Annotated in this window: 12 protein-coding genes; 4 read left to right on the top strand and 8 right to left on the bottom strand. The window is 64.3% G+C overall.

Annotated elements, in window-relative coordinates; all coding sequences use genetic code 11:
• Window positions 1-115 precede the first annotated feature (115 nt).
• The 5 genes from AC57B1_RS17510 to AC57B1_RS17490 all read right to left on the bottom strand — a co-directional run bounded on the left by AC57B1_RS17510 (window position 116) and on the right by AC57B1_RS17490 (window position 3,965).
• Window positions 116-1,558, bottom strand: coding sequence for a type II and III secretion system protein family protein (locus AC57B1_RS17510; RefSeq protein WP_496418151.1), 1,443 nt, complete (start codon window positions 1,556-1,558; stop codon window positions 116-118).
• Between the two features lie 42 nt (window positions 1,559-1,600).
• On the bottom strand, window positions 1,601-2,551 hold the full coding sequence (gene cpaB / locus AC57B1_RS17505; protein WP_496418150.1) for a Flp pilus assembly protein CpaB: 951 nt from the start codon (window positions 2,549-2,551) through the stop codon (window positions 1,601-1,603).
• A gap of 91 nt (window positions 2,552-2,642) precedes the next feature.
• Window positions 2,643-3,140 (bottom strand): TadE/TadG family type IV pilus assembly protein, encoded by a 498-nt coding sequence (locus AC57B1_RS17500; protein WP_408343205.1) that lies wholly within the window; start codon window positions 3,138-3,140, stop codon window positions 2,643-2,645.
• Window positions 3,137-3,637 carry an A24 family peptidase gene (locus tag AC57B1_RS17495; RefSeq protein WP_496418149.1) on the bottom strand — a complete coding sequence of 167 codons (501 nt, stop codon included), beginning with the start codon at window positions 3,635-3,637 and terminating at the stop codon, window positions 3,137-3,139. Before AC57B1_RS17495 ends, AC57B1_RS17500 begins: the two co-directional genes overlap by 4 nt.
• A gap of 160 nt (window positions 3,638-3,797) precedes the next feature.
• Entirely contained in the window at window positions 3,798-3,965 is a 168-nt protein-coding gene (locus AC57B1_RS17490; RefSeq protein WP_496418148.1) for a Flp family type IVb pilin, read from the bottom strand.
• A gap of 656 nt (window positions 3,966-4,621) precedes the next feature.
• Here AC57B1_RS17490 and AC57B1_RS17485 point away from each other — a divergent pair.
• From AC57B1_RS17485 to AC57B1_RS17470, 4 genes are all read left to right on the top strand, one after another.
• Window positions 4,622-6,118: a collagen-like triple helix repeat-containing protein gene (locus tag AC57B1_RS17485; protein WP_496418147.1), complete on the top strand. Its 1,497-nt coding sequence runs from the start codon at window positions 4,622-4,624 to the stop codon at window positions 6,116-6,118.
• Between the two features lie 177 nt (window positions 6,119-6,295).
• A complete protein-coding gene (locus AC57B1_RS17480) occupies window positions 6,296-7,681 on the top strand; it encodes a collagen-like triple helix repeat-containing protein (protein ID WP_496418146.1) in 1,386 nt (461 codons plus the stop codon).
• 283 nt (window positions 7,682-7,964) lie between these two features.
• Window positions 7,965-9,674 (top strand): ShlB/FhaC/HecB family hemolysin secretion/activation protein, encoded by a 1,710-nt coding sequence (locus tag AC57B1_RS17475; protein WP_091794854.1) that lies wholly within the window; start codon window positions 7,965-7,967, stop codon window positions 9,672-9,674.
• A 259-nt stretch (window positions 9,675-9,933) separates the two neighbouring features.
• Entirely contained in the window at window positions 9,934-10,419 is a 486-nt protein-coding gene (locus AC57B1_RS17470; RefSeq protein WP_091794857.1) for a DUF2147 domain-containing protein, read from the top strand.
• A 206-nt stretch (window positions 10,420-10,625) separates the two neighbouring features.
• On the opposite strand, the gene AC57B1_RS17465 is transcribed toward AC57B1_RS17470, so the two are convergent.
• The 3 genes from AC57B1_RS17465 to lpdA form a co-directional block, all read right to left on the bottom strand.
• Window positions 10,626-11,075 (bottom strand): transposase, encoded by a 450-nt coding sequence (locus AC57B1_RS17465; RefSeq protein ID WP_496418145.1) that lies wholly within the window; start codon window positions 11,073-11,075, stop codon window positions 10,626-10,628.
• A 160-nt stretch (window positions 11,076-11,235) separates the two neighbouring features.
• Entirely contained in the window at window positions 11,236-12,333 is a 1,098-nt protein-coding gene (gene zapE, locus AC57B1_RS17460; RefSeq protein WP_496418144.1) for a cell division protein ZapE, read from the bottom strand.
• Window positions 12,334-12,428: 95 nt separating this feature from the next.
• Window positions 12,429-13,859: a dihydrolipoyl dehydrogenase gene (lpdA, locus tag AC57B1_RS17455; RefSeq protein ID WP_408186025.1), complete on the bottom strand. Its 1,431-nt coding sequence runs from the start codon at window positions 13,857-13,859 to the stop codon at window positions 12,429-12,431.
• Window positions 13,860-13,942: the final 83 nt, after the last annotated feature.

Genomic DNA, 13,942 nt, shown 5'->3' with positions numbered 1-13,942 from the left:
GGCATAGGCGACAAAGCCCCCGCGTCGTACTGCTTGCCGGCGGACGCGCGCGGTTCGCGCGCACGCCGGCTCACCCCTGTATTCATCCGGCGCACTGCAAGAGCGCCTGCCGGCTTCACTTCGAAAATCCCGGCGACGAATCGCGCGCCGCCACGCCGCCGATCAGCGAGCGCCACACCGGCCCGTTGCGCTGCTCGGACTGCTCGCCCGGCGTCGACGGCAAGGTCGCGCCCTTGGCGAGCGGCGAGACCAGATGCGGCGTCACGATGATCACCAGCTCTTTCTCGTTCTGCTGGTAGTTCAGCTGTTTGAAGAACGTCCCGATCACGGGAAGGTCGCCGAGCAACGGCACTTTCGAGACATTCGACGCCGTCTCGCGGTCGATCAGCCCGCCGATCACGAAGCTCTCGCCGTCGCCGAGTTCGACGGTGGTGTCCGCTCGCCGCGTGATGAACGCGGGCACCGACACGCCGCTGATCGTCACCGCGTTGGCGAAGTCCAGCTGGCTAGCCTCCGGCGCCACTTTCAGGGCGATGCGTTGCGGGCTCAGGACGGTCGGCGTGAGCGTGAGTCCAATGCCGTACGGCTTGAATTCGATCGAAGTCGTACCGAGCGCCTGCGGCACCGGAATCGGCACCTCGCCGCCGGCGAGGAAACTCGCGCTCTGGCCTGACAACGCGACCAGAGTCGGCTCCGCGAGCACCCGCGCGAGGTTGTTGCTCTCGAGCAGACTCAGGTTCGCGAACAGCCCGTGCGTCGCGGAGTTGAAAATCAGGTTGAACGCCGACGAGATCGGCGTCACGCCGGTCAGACTCGGCGCCTGGCCCGCCGTCGCCGACACCGAAGTCAAAGCCGACGGCGCGAACGAACCAAATGTGAAGCCGTTGTTCTGCTTGAAGAAGTTGAAGCCCACTTCCTTCAACACCGAACGGCTGAACTCGACCACCCGCACGTCTACCTGGACGACTGCGCGGCTCGCCACCCTCGACGTGTCGAATACCGAACCGTCCTTGCCGAGCGAGCCCTCGGCCGCGACCACGGCGCGCTGGTGAGCCTCCATTGTCGCGGACGTGCCGGACACCACGGCCGTGCCGCCGAGCACTTTCACAGCCGGCGTGTCGGGTCCCAGCAACGACGCGGCGGCCGGCGTGGTCACGTCGACCGTATATTGCAACGGCGCTTCGCGCTCGCGCGCCCACAGCATCAGGTTGGTCGTGCCCGCAGCCTTGCCGACCAGCAGCACGCCACCGCGCTTGTCGCCCTTGATGATCAGCACGTCGGCCACCGACGGGTCACCGATCGCGACACGTTGCAGCGTGTGGCCGACGGCGATTTGCTGCTGCGCGCCGACCGACAGCGCAATGGTCTGCCCAGGCGCAGCGAGCGCTGGCTGGGCCGATTGACCCGCTTGTGCCGCTTGTGCCGCTTGTGCCGCTTGTGCCGCTTGCGCCGCCTGCCCGCGCTGCACCGGCCCTGCTGCATCGGTCGCCGCCGATACGGCCAGCAAGACCACCCCCAGCCACGCCGTCTTGCGGAAAACAAAAATCCGTTCTGTCATGTAGTTATGGACGCGACCGGCCGCCCGCTCCCTGAAACTGCTTTACCAGGCGACCGTCTCGGCGCGCCCACCCCGTATCACTTCGATACCGCTCTTTGTACTGTTGGTATTGCCGGCCACGCGCGTCGGCAGCACGCGCGGAAGCGGCGGCAGCCGTGCGGCGGCGCCGGCGCTGCCAGCGTTCACGCTGCCCGACAAGGTGTCGAGCGCCACGCCGGCTGCGGCGCGGGTCGAATCCTGAAGCGGCGCGCCAGTGCCCGCCTGGGCCGCGGTCTTCAGCACGCCCGGATAAGCCGGCAAAACGCTTTGATCGACTACTTCGGCATCCTTCGGATTACGCAACGCGAAGATCAGACGGCCGGCGCTCTCGGCGAGCGTCAGACGATCGACATCGGCGACCGGCACGGCGAGCACCGCCGTGCGAACCATGCCGTTCGGATCGCCCGCGCTGTCGCCGCTCGCGGTGGCGTTGCCGAACGCCAGCACGCGCACTTTCGACATCAGCAGACGCGCCTGGGTCCGGTCGATTTCGCCGCCGTTCCCCATGCTGCCGCCGTCGCGCTTGAGCGTAAAAAATACGTCGACGAAATTGCCCGGCCGCAGACGGTTGCCGACCGCGTTGCCCTCGTCCACCCGCACGGCGAGCGCGCGCTCGCCCGGTTCGACGCGCTCCGCGAGCCCCGACGACAACTGGCTTTCCAGCACCGGCGAGTCCGCGCCGATCTCCGCGTTCGGCACGCGCCCGGCCAGTTGCGCCGGCTCCGTGAAGGCGCCGTTCGGATTGATCGGCAGCGATTGCACGCGCAGATCGTCGGGGGTAATGGCTTTGCCCGCCGTCAGCGTGCGGGTCGCCACCACCACCGGAAAACTCGCATGCATGGCGGGCGTGACGGCCACGGGCGCCGGGCGGCGCGACAGTGTCCACGCGAACATCCCGAGCACGAGCGCCACCACGATCAATACACCGGCAAAAATTCTGGTCAGATTCGGCATGACGATTGGCTGCTTCGGTTAAACGATGCGGTGCCGTGCGCGCGTGCAATCACGCATTCACGGACGACGAGGCACGGAGCCGGCGCGCGCGTCACTGGATGTTCTCCGGATTGAGTTGTACGGTGGCGCTGCTCGACAACGACTTCGGCACCACGATTCCCAGCAGCGGCAGGATCGGCACGATCGGATTCGCCTGATAGTTATAAGTGAGCAGCACGTTCACGCATTGCATGGCGCCGCCCGGCCCGCACGTCGCGGAAGACGGCGTGCATTGCATGGCCTGCACCAGTTTCGAGGCCACCAGCTTGGCCGCCGCGCAGGCCGCATTGCCGCGGTTGGTCAACGCGGTTTGCAGCGACGTGTTGCTCTGCCAGTTCAAGGCCGCGCGCGCACCCTCTTCCGCGGCCAAGGTCAGATTCTGCTGGGCCACGAGGATCAGGCTGAACGTGATGATCGCGTACAGGATCGCGAAGAAGAGCGGGAACACCAGGGCGAATTCAATCGCCGTGGCACCGCGCTGCGCCCGCGCTCCGCGTTGATGGATTCGCTGGTGTTGCAAACACGTGCGCTGCATCATGGCCGGCTTCATCGCAGTCCTCCGGCCATGCCATGCAGCACGAGCCAGCCGCTTGCGGCCACGGTGAGACACGCGGCGTACGGCGTGGATGCTTTACCGGCAAGTTCGAAGGTCGCGCCGGATCGACGGACAAGACCCATGAGCCGCGAGCGGGTCTTGATCAGCAGCCAGAGCGCATGCACGCCGGCTGCAAGACTCGCGGCCATCCACAGACCGGGCAACGCCTGCATACCGCACCACGCACCCAGCACGGCGAAGATCTTGACGTCGGCGGCGCCCATGACACCGAGCGCAAAAAACGGCAGCAACGCAGCGAGACCAATCAGCGCCCCAATACCCGCGCGAGCAGGAGAAATCCCGAAAGGCCCGCATTGAAATAGCGCGCAGCCGAATGCCGCGGCTAAACCCGCCACGACAATCGAATTGGATATACGCCGCCAGCGGCAATCGCTAATCGCGACTGCCGCGGCCCAGACGATAAATAACATAATGCCAACGAAAACATTCATTTCGCGCTCGACAGGCAAAGCTACGCCCTGCGAATTGCAATGCAATTCGCATTAATCATTCAGCGATGCGTAATACGTCAGCGAAACGAGCGGTCGCCGGAACGACGACCGCTACGCCCAACCGCTTCGCACGACGCTTACGGTTTGCCCTTGATGATTATTACGTGGTAATCAGGCTGGCGACTTTGTTCATCACAGCCGAGATATTCGAGCCGACACTCCCCACCGCTGTAGCGATGACGAGCACAACAAGCCCCGCGATCAGGCCATATTCAATGGCGGTCACGCCTTTGTTGTCGTTCAGAAAACGTTGTGTGAATTTTTTCATTTGAACCCTCGGACTTCATTTATTTCATTTGTGTACGTGCTGCATCGGCCGGTGGAGTACCCGAGTGCGCGAACCGTTGGTCTCTCATTCCCGGTTCTCTTGTTGCACCGCAGTAGCTTCACTTTGCAGCCGCCGTCAGTAAAACGGATGCATATGAGCTGTCTGTTCGATAACCCACCTCCCTCGTCAATCTCCGATGCTTTCGGGTTTTATAGCCGAACAATGATATTTAAGCAATTGTTCGCTGCCCCGATGCTCGTCACGTGTGCGTTTTATCCGCCCGCTCAGATTAACGGCAGTCCGTGCGTTGCAGCACATAGGTATAACCATGAGTTAGATTCGCTCCACTAATTATTTGTTTGAACAGAACGTTTCAAGCGCGCGGGCCCGTTTCGCGCACCTGCGTTACGTCGTGCAGCGTAACGGCGCGCGCGGCTCGTTACGTTACGCCGCCTGCGTAACCACCCCCGAGCATCGCATTTTGCGGACCCATTCTGATTCAGCGCGCATTCCATCAACTTCTCGCAAAGCCTTATCGGATAAGGCGCGGCGCGACACCTCGAGAAAATCCTCCGCATCGCTCAAGCGAAATGGCACGGCTCGTGCAGAGATAGGCACGCAGCAACATCCAACAACACATGCGATTCGAGGGCGACATGAACATTCAAACGACCAACACGACGATACGGGCAACCATGATTGCGGCCAGCGTAGCCGCGATGCTTTCTCTCGGTGCTTGCGGCGGCTCCGGCAGCCTGAGTTCCGGCACCGGCAGCAACGGTAGCGGCTCCGCGGGAGGCACACTGTCCACCTCGGGTGGCGGCAGTGGTTCGATGGGTTCGGGCGGCTCGGGCTCGGGCACCACCACCGGCAGCAACGGCTCGGGAACGTCGGGCACGGGCACGGGCACGGGAACAGGCAACGGAACGGGAACGGGGACGGGCACCACCGTGGTCGCCAACGCGCTCGGCACGGTCGCGGGCAATACGGGCGGCGTGGTCAGCGACGCCGGCTCGACGGTCGGCAGCATCGGCACCGTGATCGGCTCGCAGACCTTGCCCGGCGTCAGCTCGCAAACCACCCAGGCCGCCGGCGGCATCGTGCAGCAAGTCGGCGCGGCCGTGTCCACGCTCGGCGGCGGGGTGTCGCAAGGGCTCGGCCAGCTCGGCACCGGCGGCAACGCGGTCGGCACGACGGTCTCGAGCCTGGGTGGGGTCGTGGGTCATGTCGGCGGCGCGGTGACGGATGCGGGCAACCTCGTGACGAGCCTCGGCAGCGGCCCGCTCGCTCCGCTGTCGGCGATCACCTCGCCGCTCGGCGGCGTCGTCAACACGCTCGGCGGCGCGGTAACCAATGGCGGCAGCACGCTCACCACCGCCCTCTCGACTGGCCCGGTCCAGAAAGTCACGCAAACCCTCAGTACCGCAATCACGCCGATTACGTCGATGGTCGCCGCGACCACGCAGACGGTCGGCAACACCACCGGCCTCGGCGCACCGCTGAACGGCCTGCTCTCGGCGGTCGGCGGCGGGCTCGGCAAAGCCGGCGCGCTGTTGACCGCGACCGGCGGCAACCCGGTCACGGCTGCACTCGGCCACACGGTGACCGACACCGGCACGACAGTCGCTTCGGTGGGCGGCCTGCTCACGGGCGGCAGCGGCGGCAATCCGCTCGCTCCGCTGACCAGTGCACTCGGCGGCCTGACCGGCGGCACCAGCAGCGGTCCGCTCGCTCCGTTGACCAGCGCACTCGGCGGCCTGACCGGCGGCACCAGCAGCGGCCCGCTCGCTCCGGTCACCGGCGTGCTCAGCAGCGTGACCGGCGCAGTTGGCGGCGCAGCCAGCGGCGGCAGCCCGCTCACTCCCGTCACCGGCCTGCTTTCGAGCGTGACGGGCGGCCTCTCCGGCGCGGCAGGCGGCAGCAGCGGCCCGCTCGCTCCGGTCAGCGGCTTGCTGACGAGCGTGACGGGCGCGCTTGGCAGCGTCACGACCACGGCGAGCGCCTCACCGACTACGACGACCACGGCCGCCTCCACCAGCTCGGGCGCCGGTCTGTCGCTGTCGACCAGCACGGGTAAAGGCACGACAGGCAATCCGCTCGCACCGGTGACCTCGCTCGTCGGCGGCCTGCTCGGCGGATTGGGCAAGAAGTAACCAGGACGCTCGGGAACAGCACAAAAACGTAGCGCGAGACCAAGCCGGAGCGCGGCCCGCCAGCCGTGCTCCGGCACTACCCGAGACCGACTGAACTGGGCGCGCCGCTCAGACACCCGTTGCACCGGCGCACTGGAACCAACGCACACGACATCCAGAAGACACGGAGGAGCACACATGTCCACTCAACGTTTCTTTTCTCTCCACGCGACGTGCGCGACTGTGTCGTCGTTGCGCACCCCATTGATCGCCGTGGCCGTCGCCGGCCTGCTCGCGGCGTGCGGCGGCAGCACCGTCAGCGCGCCGCCGACCACCTCGAGCACCGGTAGCGGCAGCGGCTCCGGCTCGACCACCACCGGCACCACCACCACCAAGACCGGCACCACCGGCCTCGCCACCGCGGCCGCACAGACCACCAACGACCTCGGCTCGACGATCGCCTCGCAGACCATTCCGGGCCTGAGCCCGCAGGTCACGCAAGGTCTCGGCAATGCCGTATCGAGCACGAGCGGCACGCTCAACGCGCTCGCCAATGCCGTGAGCAGCGGCGTCGGCCAGACCGGCACCACGGCCAATCCGGTCGGCACCACGGTTGCCGGACTCGGCTCCGTGGTCGGGTCGACGAGCGGCGTCGTGCAAGGATTGAGCACCGCGGTCGGCGGTCTCGGCAGCGGCAATCTCGCGCCGCTGTCGCCGCTCACGACACCGTTGGCCAGCACCCTCTCCACCGCCGCGGGCGCGCTGAACGCCGGTGGCGCGACACTCGGCAATTCGCTCGGCTCCGTGCCCGTGCAGCAGATCACGCAACCGATCAGCACCGCCATCACGCCGATCGTGACGACGGCCGGCCTCGTCACGCAAACGGTCGGCACGCAGACCGGCCTCGGCGCACCGCTCGGCGGCGTGCTCGCGCAAGTGGGCGGCGCGTTGAGCGCCGCCGGCTCGCAAGTAGGCGGCGCCACGAAGAACCCGCTCGGCGCCGATCTCGGCACGGTGGTCGGCTCGCTCGGCAACACGGTGACGAACGCTGGCGGCCTCGTCAATCCGAACGGCCCGAATGGCGCCATGCCGATTCCCGGACTGATTACAAGCCTCGTCGGCAGCACGAACGTCAACGTCGCCAATGGACCGCCCGCCAGCAGCAATCCGTTCGGCCCGCTGCAAAGTTCGCTGGCGAGTCTCGGACTTGGCAGCAATCCGGTCGGCTCGTTGTCGACGCTGCTCGGCGGCACCCCGCTCGCCGGCCTGACCTCGGCGCTAAGCGGCACGCCGCTGGGTTCGCTGACTTCCGGCCTGAATGGCACGCCGTTGAGTTCGCTGACTTCGACGCTGGGCGGCTCGGGTAGCGCTTCGAATCCGTTGTCGACGCTGACCGGCGCGCTGTCCGGCGTCACGAGCGGCACTTCGGGTAGCGGCGCTCAGCCGCTCGCGCCGGTGACCGCACTGGTCGGCCAGTTGACCGGCACGCTCAGCTCGGCGGCAGGCTCGACGAGCGGCTCGGGCACCGCGACGGGCGGCTTGACGACCCTGCTCGGCGGCTTGCTGCCGGCAACCCATAAGTAGTAAACCTAACTGTCTTGCGGCTATCGCACGCATCATCTATCCGATGAGACTTGCGCGAAGCGAGCTCATCGGATGGAACCTGAAGCCGCGAATAGCCAATGCGCATAGACAGTCCGACTCATCACGTGCTCCGGTTTTCTTCGGCGAAGGCTCAAGCCCCACGGAGCATGTGACGTAATACATGCAAGCATGGCAGTACGCATCGAGCCACATATAAGCGTTCGCAACCCGCCCGGCCAGGCAACGCGAGCGCGACACAAGAACGGCACACGAGGAAGATCCGATGAAACTCGGGTATGGCAGCACATGGACCGTCGTCGTCGCCGCGATTGCGGCGAGCACCCTACAGATGCAGGCACACGCGCAGTCCCGCGCGGGCAGCACGGCAGTTGGCGGCAATCCCCTGGATTCGCTGCCGCAGATCAAGGCGCCCGACAAAGGGCCCAATGTGACCGTGCAAGTCGCACCGCAAGCCCCCCAACTCGAAGAATTGCTCGCCCGCCACATCACGCCCTCGCGCATACAGGTCGAGGGCGTGAAGTCCATTCCATTCGACGACGTCGCACAACGGTTCACGCCGCTCGTCGGTAAAGACACGACGATCGGCGATCTGATCCAGGTCGCCAACGGCGTCACGAAGCTCTATCAGGACCGCGGCTTCGCTCTCTCGTTCGCGTTTGTTCCGGCGCAGACATTCGAAGGCGGCGTGGTGCGCGTGACGGTGGTGGAAGGCTACGTGTCCGCGGTCAAGGTAACCGGCAAGGCGGGCGCCGTGGAAGACAAGATCCGCGCGATCGCCGACCACATCACCGCCGACCGCCCGTTGCGGCGCGCCACCTTCGAGCGTTATGTCAACGTGCTGGGCCTGCTGCCGGGCGTGAAGGTCGCGGCCAACGTGCCGCCGCCGCAGAACACGGACGGCGCCACCACGCTCGAACTGAACGTGGAGCGCAAGCCGTTCGACGTGAGCACCGGGATCGATTTCAATCACCCCGGCGTACAAGGATTGTTGACCGCCACCGAAAACGGATTGACCTCGTTCGGTGAACAGTTGAGCGTGTCGGCCTTGCTGCCGAAGGGGCGTGACAATGTCACCTATCTCGCCGCGCACGGCGCGGTGCCGATCGGCAGCAATGGCCTGCTCGCGAAGATCGACGCCTCGCACTATCGCGGCAACCCGACCGACAACCCGGGACTGCCCTCTTCGATCGAACGCACGGTCATCAACGACAAGGTGGGCGGCTCGCTGGCGTATCCGATCCTCTTGAGCAACACGCAGAGCGTGATCGGCACGGCGTCGGTCTACGCGTCGCACGACGAGGATCGCTACAACAACCACGACACGGGTGCGCAGATCGGCTTCCGCTCGCAAATACGCGTCATGCAGTTACAGGCCGACTACACCGGCGTGCAGACCGGCCAGGTACGCCGTGCGAGTGTCAACGTGGCCAAGGCGTTCGACATTCTGGGTGCGTCGAAATCCGGCGACTCGAATGTGCCGGGCTCGCCAGTCACCAATCCGGCGTCGATCAACTTCGTGCGAACCGGCGCCAGCTTTTCGCAAACCAACGAGTGGCCGTTGAAGATCGGCACCGCGGTCTCGCTGACCGGTCAATACAGCGGCGTGTCGCTGCCCACCTCGGAACAGATCTCGTTCGGCGCGCAGCGGTTTGCGCAAGGCTATCAGCCGGGCGAAGCATCGGGCGATTCAGGCTGGGGCGCGATGTTCGAAGTCAATCGCGCTTTCACGCCGGGCTTCACGTATTTACGCACGCTCACACCCTACGTCTCGTTCGACATGGCGCGCGTCTATCTGCATGCGGGTACGCCCTCACCTTCGAAGCTTTCATCGATCGCCTTCGGCTTCCGGATCTCGGACGCGAAGTACTACAGCCTGGATCTGTCGGTGGCCAAAGCGATTGGCGATGCACCGGTGGAAAGCGCGTCACGCAGTCCGCGCATCAACGCGACGTTCTCATACCAGCTGAACTGATTCGCCAAAGTGCCGCGTCCTGATTAGAGGGTCCACTATCAAACGGCGCGCGCACTTTCACGTATTCTGCGCTGACGATGTCGCGACCGGTGGCGCACGAGCTGCAATCCGCAAGTAGCGCACCCAGCCGGACGATGCAGAACCTGAGAGGCCATGCAGACATCGGCAGGCATCACGGTGGCAAAGTACGAAGGCCGCCCGAGATGCCAATAACGCCGCGCGACCATGATCGCGCCGTCTTTAATCAAGGAGGAAGACAATGACGCAATTCACCCACCGTGCTCGCGCAATCGCGCTTCGCTCAGTCAAACATGCCGCGCTCGCCGGCGTCCTGCTCGCCAGCGCCGTGACGGCCATGGCGCAAGCCGACAGCCCGGTCGGCACGTGGCAAACCATCGACGATCATACCGGCCAGCCGAAAGCGCTCGTGCAGATCGCGCAGGACGGCAGCGGTTCGCTCAATGGCAAGGTGATCAAAGGACTCGGCGCGAACGACCAGCCGGACCGCCGCTGCACGGCATGCACCGACGCGCGCAAGGATCAGCTGATTCTCGGCATGACGATCATTAGCGACATGAAGAAGGACGGCGACGCCTGGGACCACGGGCAGATCCTCGACCCGGAAAACGGCAAGCTCTACAAGTGCAAGATGCACCTGGAAGACGGTGGAAACAAACTGGTCGTGCGCGGCTATATCGGCGTTTCGTTGCTGGGCCGTTCGCAGACGTGGGTGCGTCAACAATGATGCGCGGGTAGTTCAGATGTAACGCGGCGAGCTCGGCGCGAGGCGCGCACCTATGCGCCGAAGCACCTGGCAGAGCCCGGGCCACACCGCGAGAGAAATAAAGGGGACTTGGGCGCGGAAGAACCCGAGAGAGACTCACAAGAAACGGCCGACGATCATCATCGCTCGGCCGTTTTCTTTTGTTTGGAGTCGCCCGTTCGAATCCGTCATGCAGCGTGTTTGAAGGGCGAATTGAACACGAACGGCGAGGACGGCAGCGGCTGCGGCGATGCCGGGCTGAACACCGCAGGCGAGACGAGCGCCGCTTTTTGTGTTTCGGCACTCTTCTGCTCCGCACTCACGTGCGAGCGCATCCGACCTTCCATGAGCGCGCACAACTCGACGCTCGCCGCGCCGAACAGTTGTTCCATCACCCGCTTGAGTACACCGGACTCATACCACGCCTTGAAGCGGCGATGGCAGGTTTGATACGACGGGTATCGACGCGGCATGGCGGACCAGGTGGCGCCGCTGTACATGACCCACAGCACGCCGTTCAGTACAGAGCGCGTATTGGCGAGCGGCCGGCCACGCAGTTCCGAGCGCGGACGCAGTTCCGGCAGAAGAGGTGCGATACGTTGCCATTCTTCGTCGTTGATATCACGGTAGGGATTCATGGTTTCTCCTTTGTCAGAACCTCGACAAAAGATAGCCAGTCGTCCGCGGCCGGAGAATAAGACCAATCCGAATCTTGAAAATACGCCGGGTGCAGTTGCCCCGTTCGCCAACGCCGTGCGATCTATCGCGAAAGCACCGCCGGCCGTACCGCGCAGTGTGTCAGGTCAGCGACGTATCGACGATCCGCCGTGGCGCGTCGAGATACTCCTTCGACTGCATTTCGACGATACGTGAGACCGTTCGGGTGAACTCGTTGGCCATCGGACCGTCCACATACAGTTGCTCGGGCGGCACGGCGGCGGACATCAACAGTTTCACTTTGTGGTCGTAAAACACGTCGATCAACCAGGTGAAGCGACGCGCTTCCGAAGCCATGCGCGCCGACATCTGCGGCACGCCCGAGAGCACCACGGCGTGAAAGCGGCTTGCCAGTTCCAGATAGTCGTTCTGCGAGCGCGGACCGCCGCACAACGTGGCGAAGTCGAACCACACGACGCCGTCGGCGCGGCGCAGCGCCTTCAACTCGCGCTTTTCGATATGCAGGATCGGGCTTTCATCGGGAACGGCCGCAAGGCGCCCGAAAGCGTCGCGCAATGCTTTGTCGGCGGCGGCGCCAAGCGGCGCGTGATACACCTCCACCTGAGCCAGGGTTCGCTGCCGGTAGTCGATGCCCGCATCGACGTTGATCACGTCGAGCTTTGCCTTGATGAGTTCGATCGCCGGCAACATCCGGTCGCGATGCAGTCCGTCCGGATACAGCGTGTCAGGATCGTAGTTGGAGGTCATCACGAACTGCACGCCGTTTTCGAACAGCTTGTCGAGCAGGCGGTACAGGATCATCGCGTCGGCGATATCCGACACGTGGAATTCGTCGAAACAGATCAGGCGGTAGCGCTTTGCGATCCGGCGCGCGAGTTCGTCGAGCGGATCGGCCTGACCTTTCAGATCTTCTAGTTCCCGGTGCACTTCGCGCATGAACTCGTGGAAATGCAGACGCGTTTTGCGATGCAACGGCACGATCATGTAGAAGCTGTCCATCAGGAAGCTCTTGCCGCGCCCTACACCGCCCCACATATACACGCCGCGTGGCAGATCCGGGTGGATGATCAGTTTCTTGAACGCGTTCGAGCGGCGCGACTTGTATTCGGTCCACTCTTCATAGCACCGCTGCAGACGGTCGACCGCCGCGCGTTGCGCCGGGTCCGATTGGTAACCCCGCGTCTGCAGTTCTTTTTCGTAGTATTCGGTGACGTTCATCGTGTTGCCGTTGCTGCAAATAGAAAGGCGGGAGGGAATGAACCCGCCCGCCTTCGTGGTAATGCCGGAGTACTGTCAGTCAGGCGTGCGCGTGATTACATGTTTAGCGCGCGCTTGTCGACGGCCAGTGCCGCTTCGCGCATGACTTCCGACAGCGACGGGTGCGGATGGCAAATGCGGCCGATGTCTTCCGACGCCGCCTTGAATTCCATCGCCACCACGGCTTCCGCGATCAGGTCCGATGCGTTGGCCGAGATGATGTGCACGCCGAGCAGTTCGTCGGTCTTCGCGTCGGCGATCATCTTGACGAAACCATCCGCCTTGTTGATGCCCAGTGCGCGACCGTTCGCCATGAACGGGAACTGACCCGTCTTGATCTCGCGGCCTTCGGCCTTCAGCTGCTGCTCCGTCTTGCCGACCCATGCGATTTCCGGTTCGGTGTAGATCACCCACGGAATGCAGTTGTAGTCGATATGCGGCTTCTGACCGTCGATGATTTCGGCAACCAGCACGCCTTCGTCTTCGGCCTTGTGCGCGAGCATCGGGCCACGCACCACGTCGCCGATCGCGTACACATTCGGCACCGCCGTTGCGCAGTGGTCGTCGACGTCGATGAAACCGCGCTCGTTGGCCTTCAGGCCGATCGCTTCGAGACCGAGGTTGTCGGTGTTCGGCACGCGGCCGATCGACACGATCAGGCGGTCGGCTTCGAGCGTCTGCGCGTTGCCGTCCTTGTCCGTGTACGCGATCGTCACGCCGTTGTCGGTCGTCTTCACTTCGCCGACCTTCACGCCGACGTGGATGTCCAGACCCTGCTTCTTGAACTGCTTGGCCGCTTCTTTAGCCAGCGCCTGATCAGCCGCGCCGAGGAATTCCGGCAGCGCTTCGAGCACGGTCACTTCCGCACCCAGACGACGCCACACCGAACCCAGTTCCAGACCGATCACGCCTGCGCCGATCACGGCCAGCTTCTTCGGAGCCGTGTCGAAGCTCAGTGCGCCTTCGTTATCGGCGACGATCTTGTTGTCGACCGGAATGTTCGGCAGATGGCGCGCCTTCGAACCCGTGGCGATGATCACGTTCTTTGCCGTGACCACTTCGGTTTCGCCTTCGCCGCTCACTTCGATCTGCACGCCGGCGTCCGTCTTGCCGGTGAACTTGCCGTGACCCTTGAGCCACGTGATCTTGTTCTTGCGGAACAGGAATTCGATGCCCTTCGTCATCTTTTCGACGATGCCTTCCTTGCGGGCCAGCATCTTCGAGATATCGACCTTCACGTTTTCCACGGAGATGCCGTGGTCGGCGAGGTGATGCGACGCGTTTTCAAACTCTTCCGACGACGCGAGCAGCGCCTTCGACGGAATGCAACCCACGTTCAGACACGTGCCGCCGAGCTTCAGCGCGCCGGCCGGGTTCTTCCATTTTTCGATACATGCGACGGTCTTGCCGAGCTGCGCTGCGCGGATTGCGGCGATATAGCCGCCGGGGCCTGCGCCGATCACGACGACGTCAAATTCTTTGGACATGACAATCCTTTTGATGGCGGAACGGCGCGCGGCCACGCTTCGTGACGCGCGGCGTTCCTGTACTGCGGAATGCGAAAGACGTG

Source organism: Paraburkholderia sp. BGA-UO-ETr-F21 (assembly GCF_059567925.1).
This window is presented reverse-complemented; position numbering and strand designations above follow the sequence as displayed.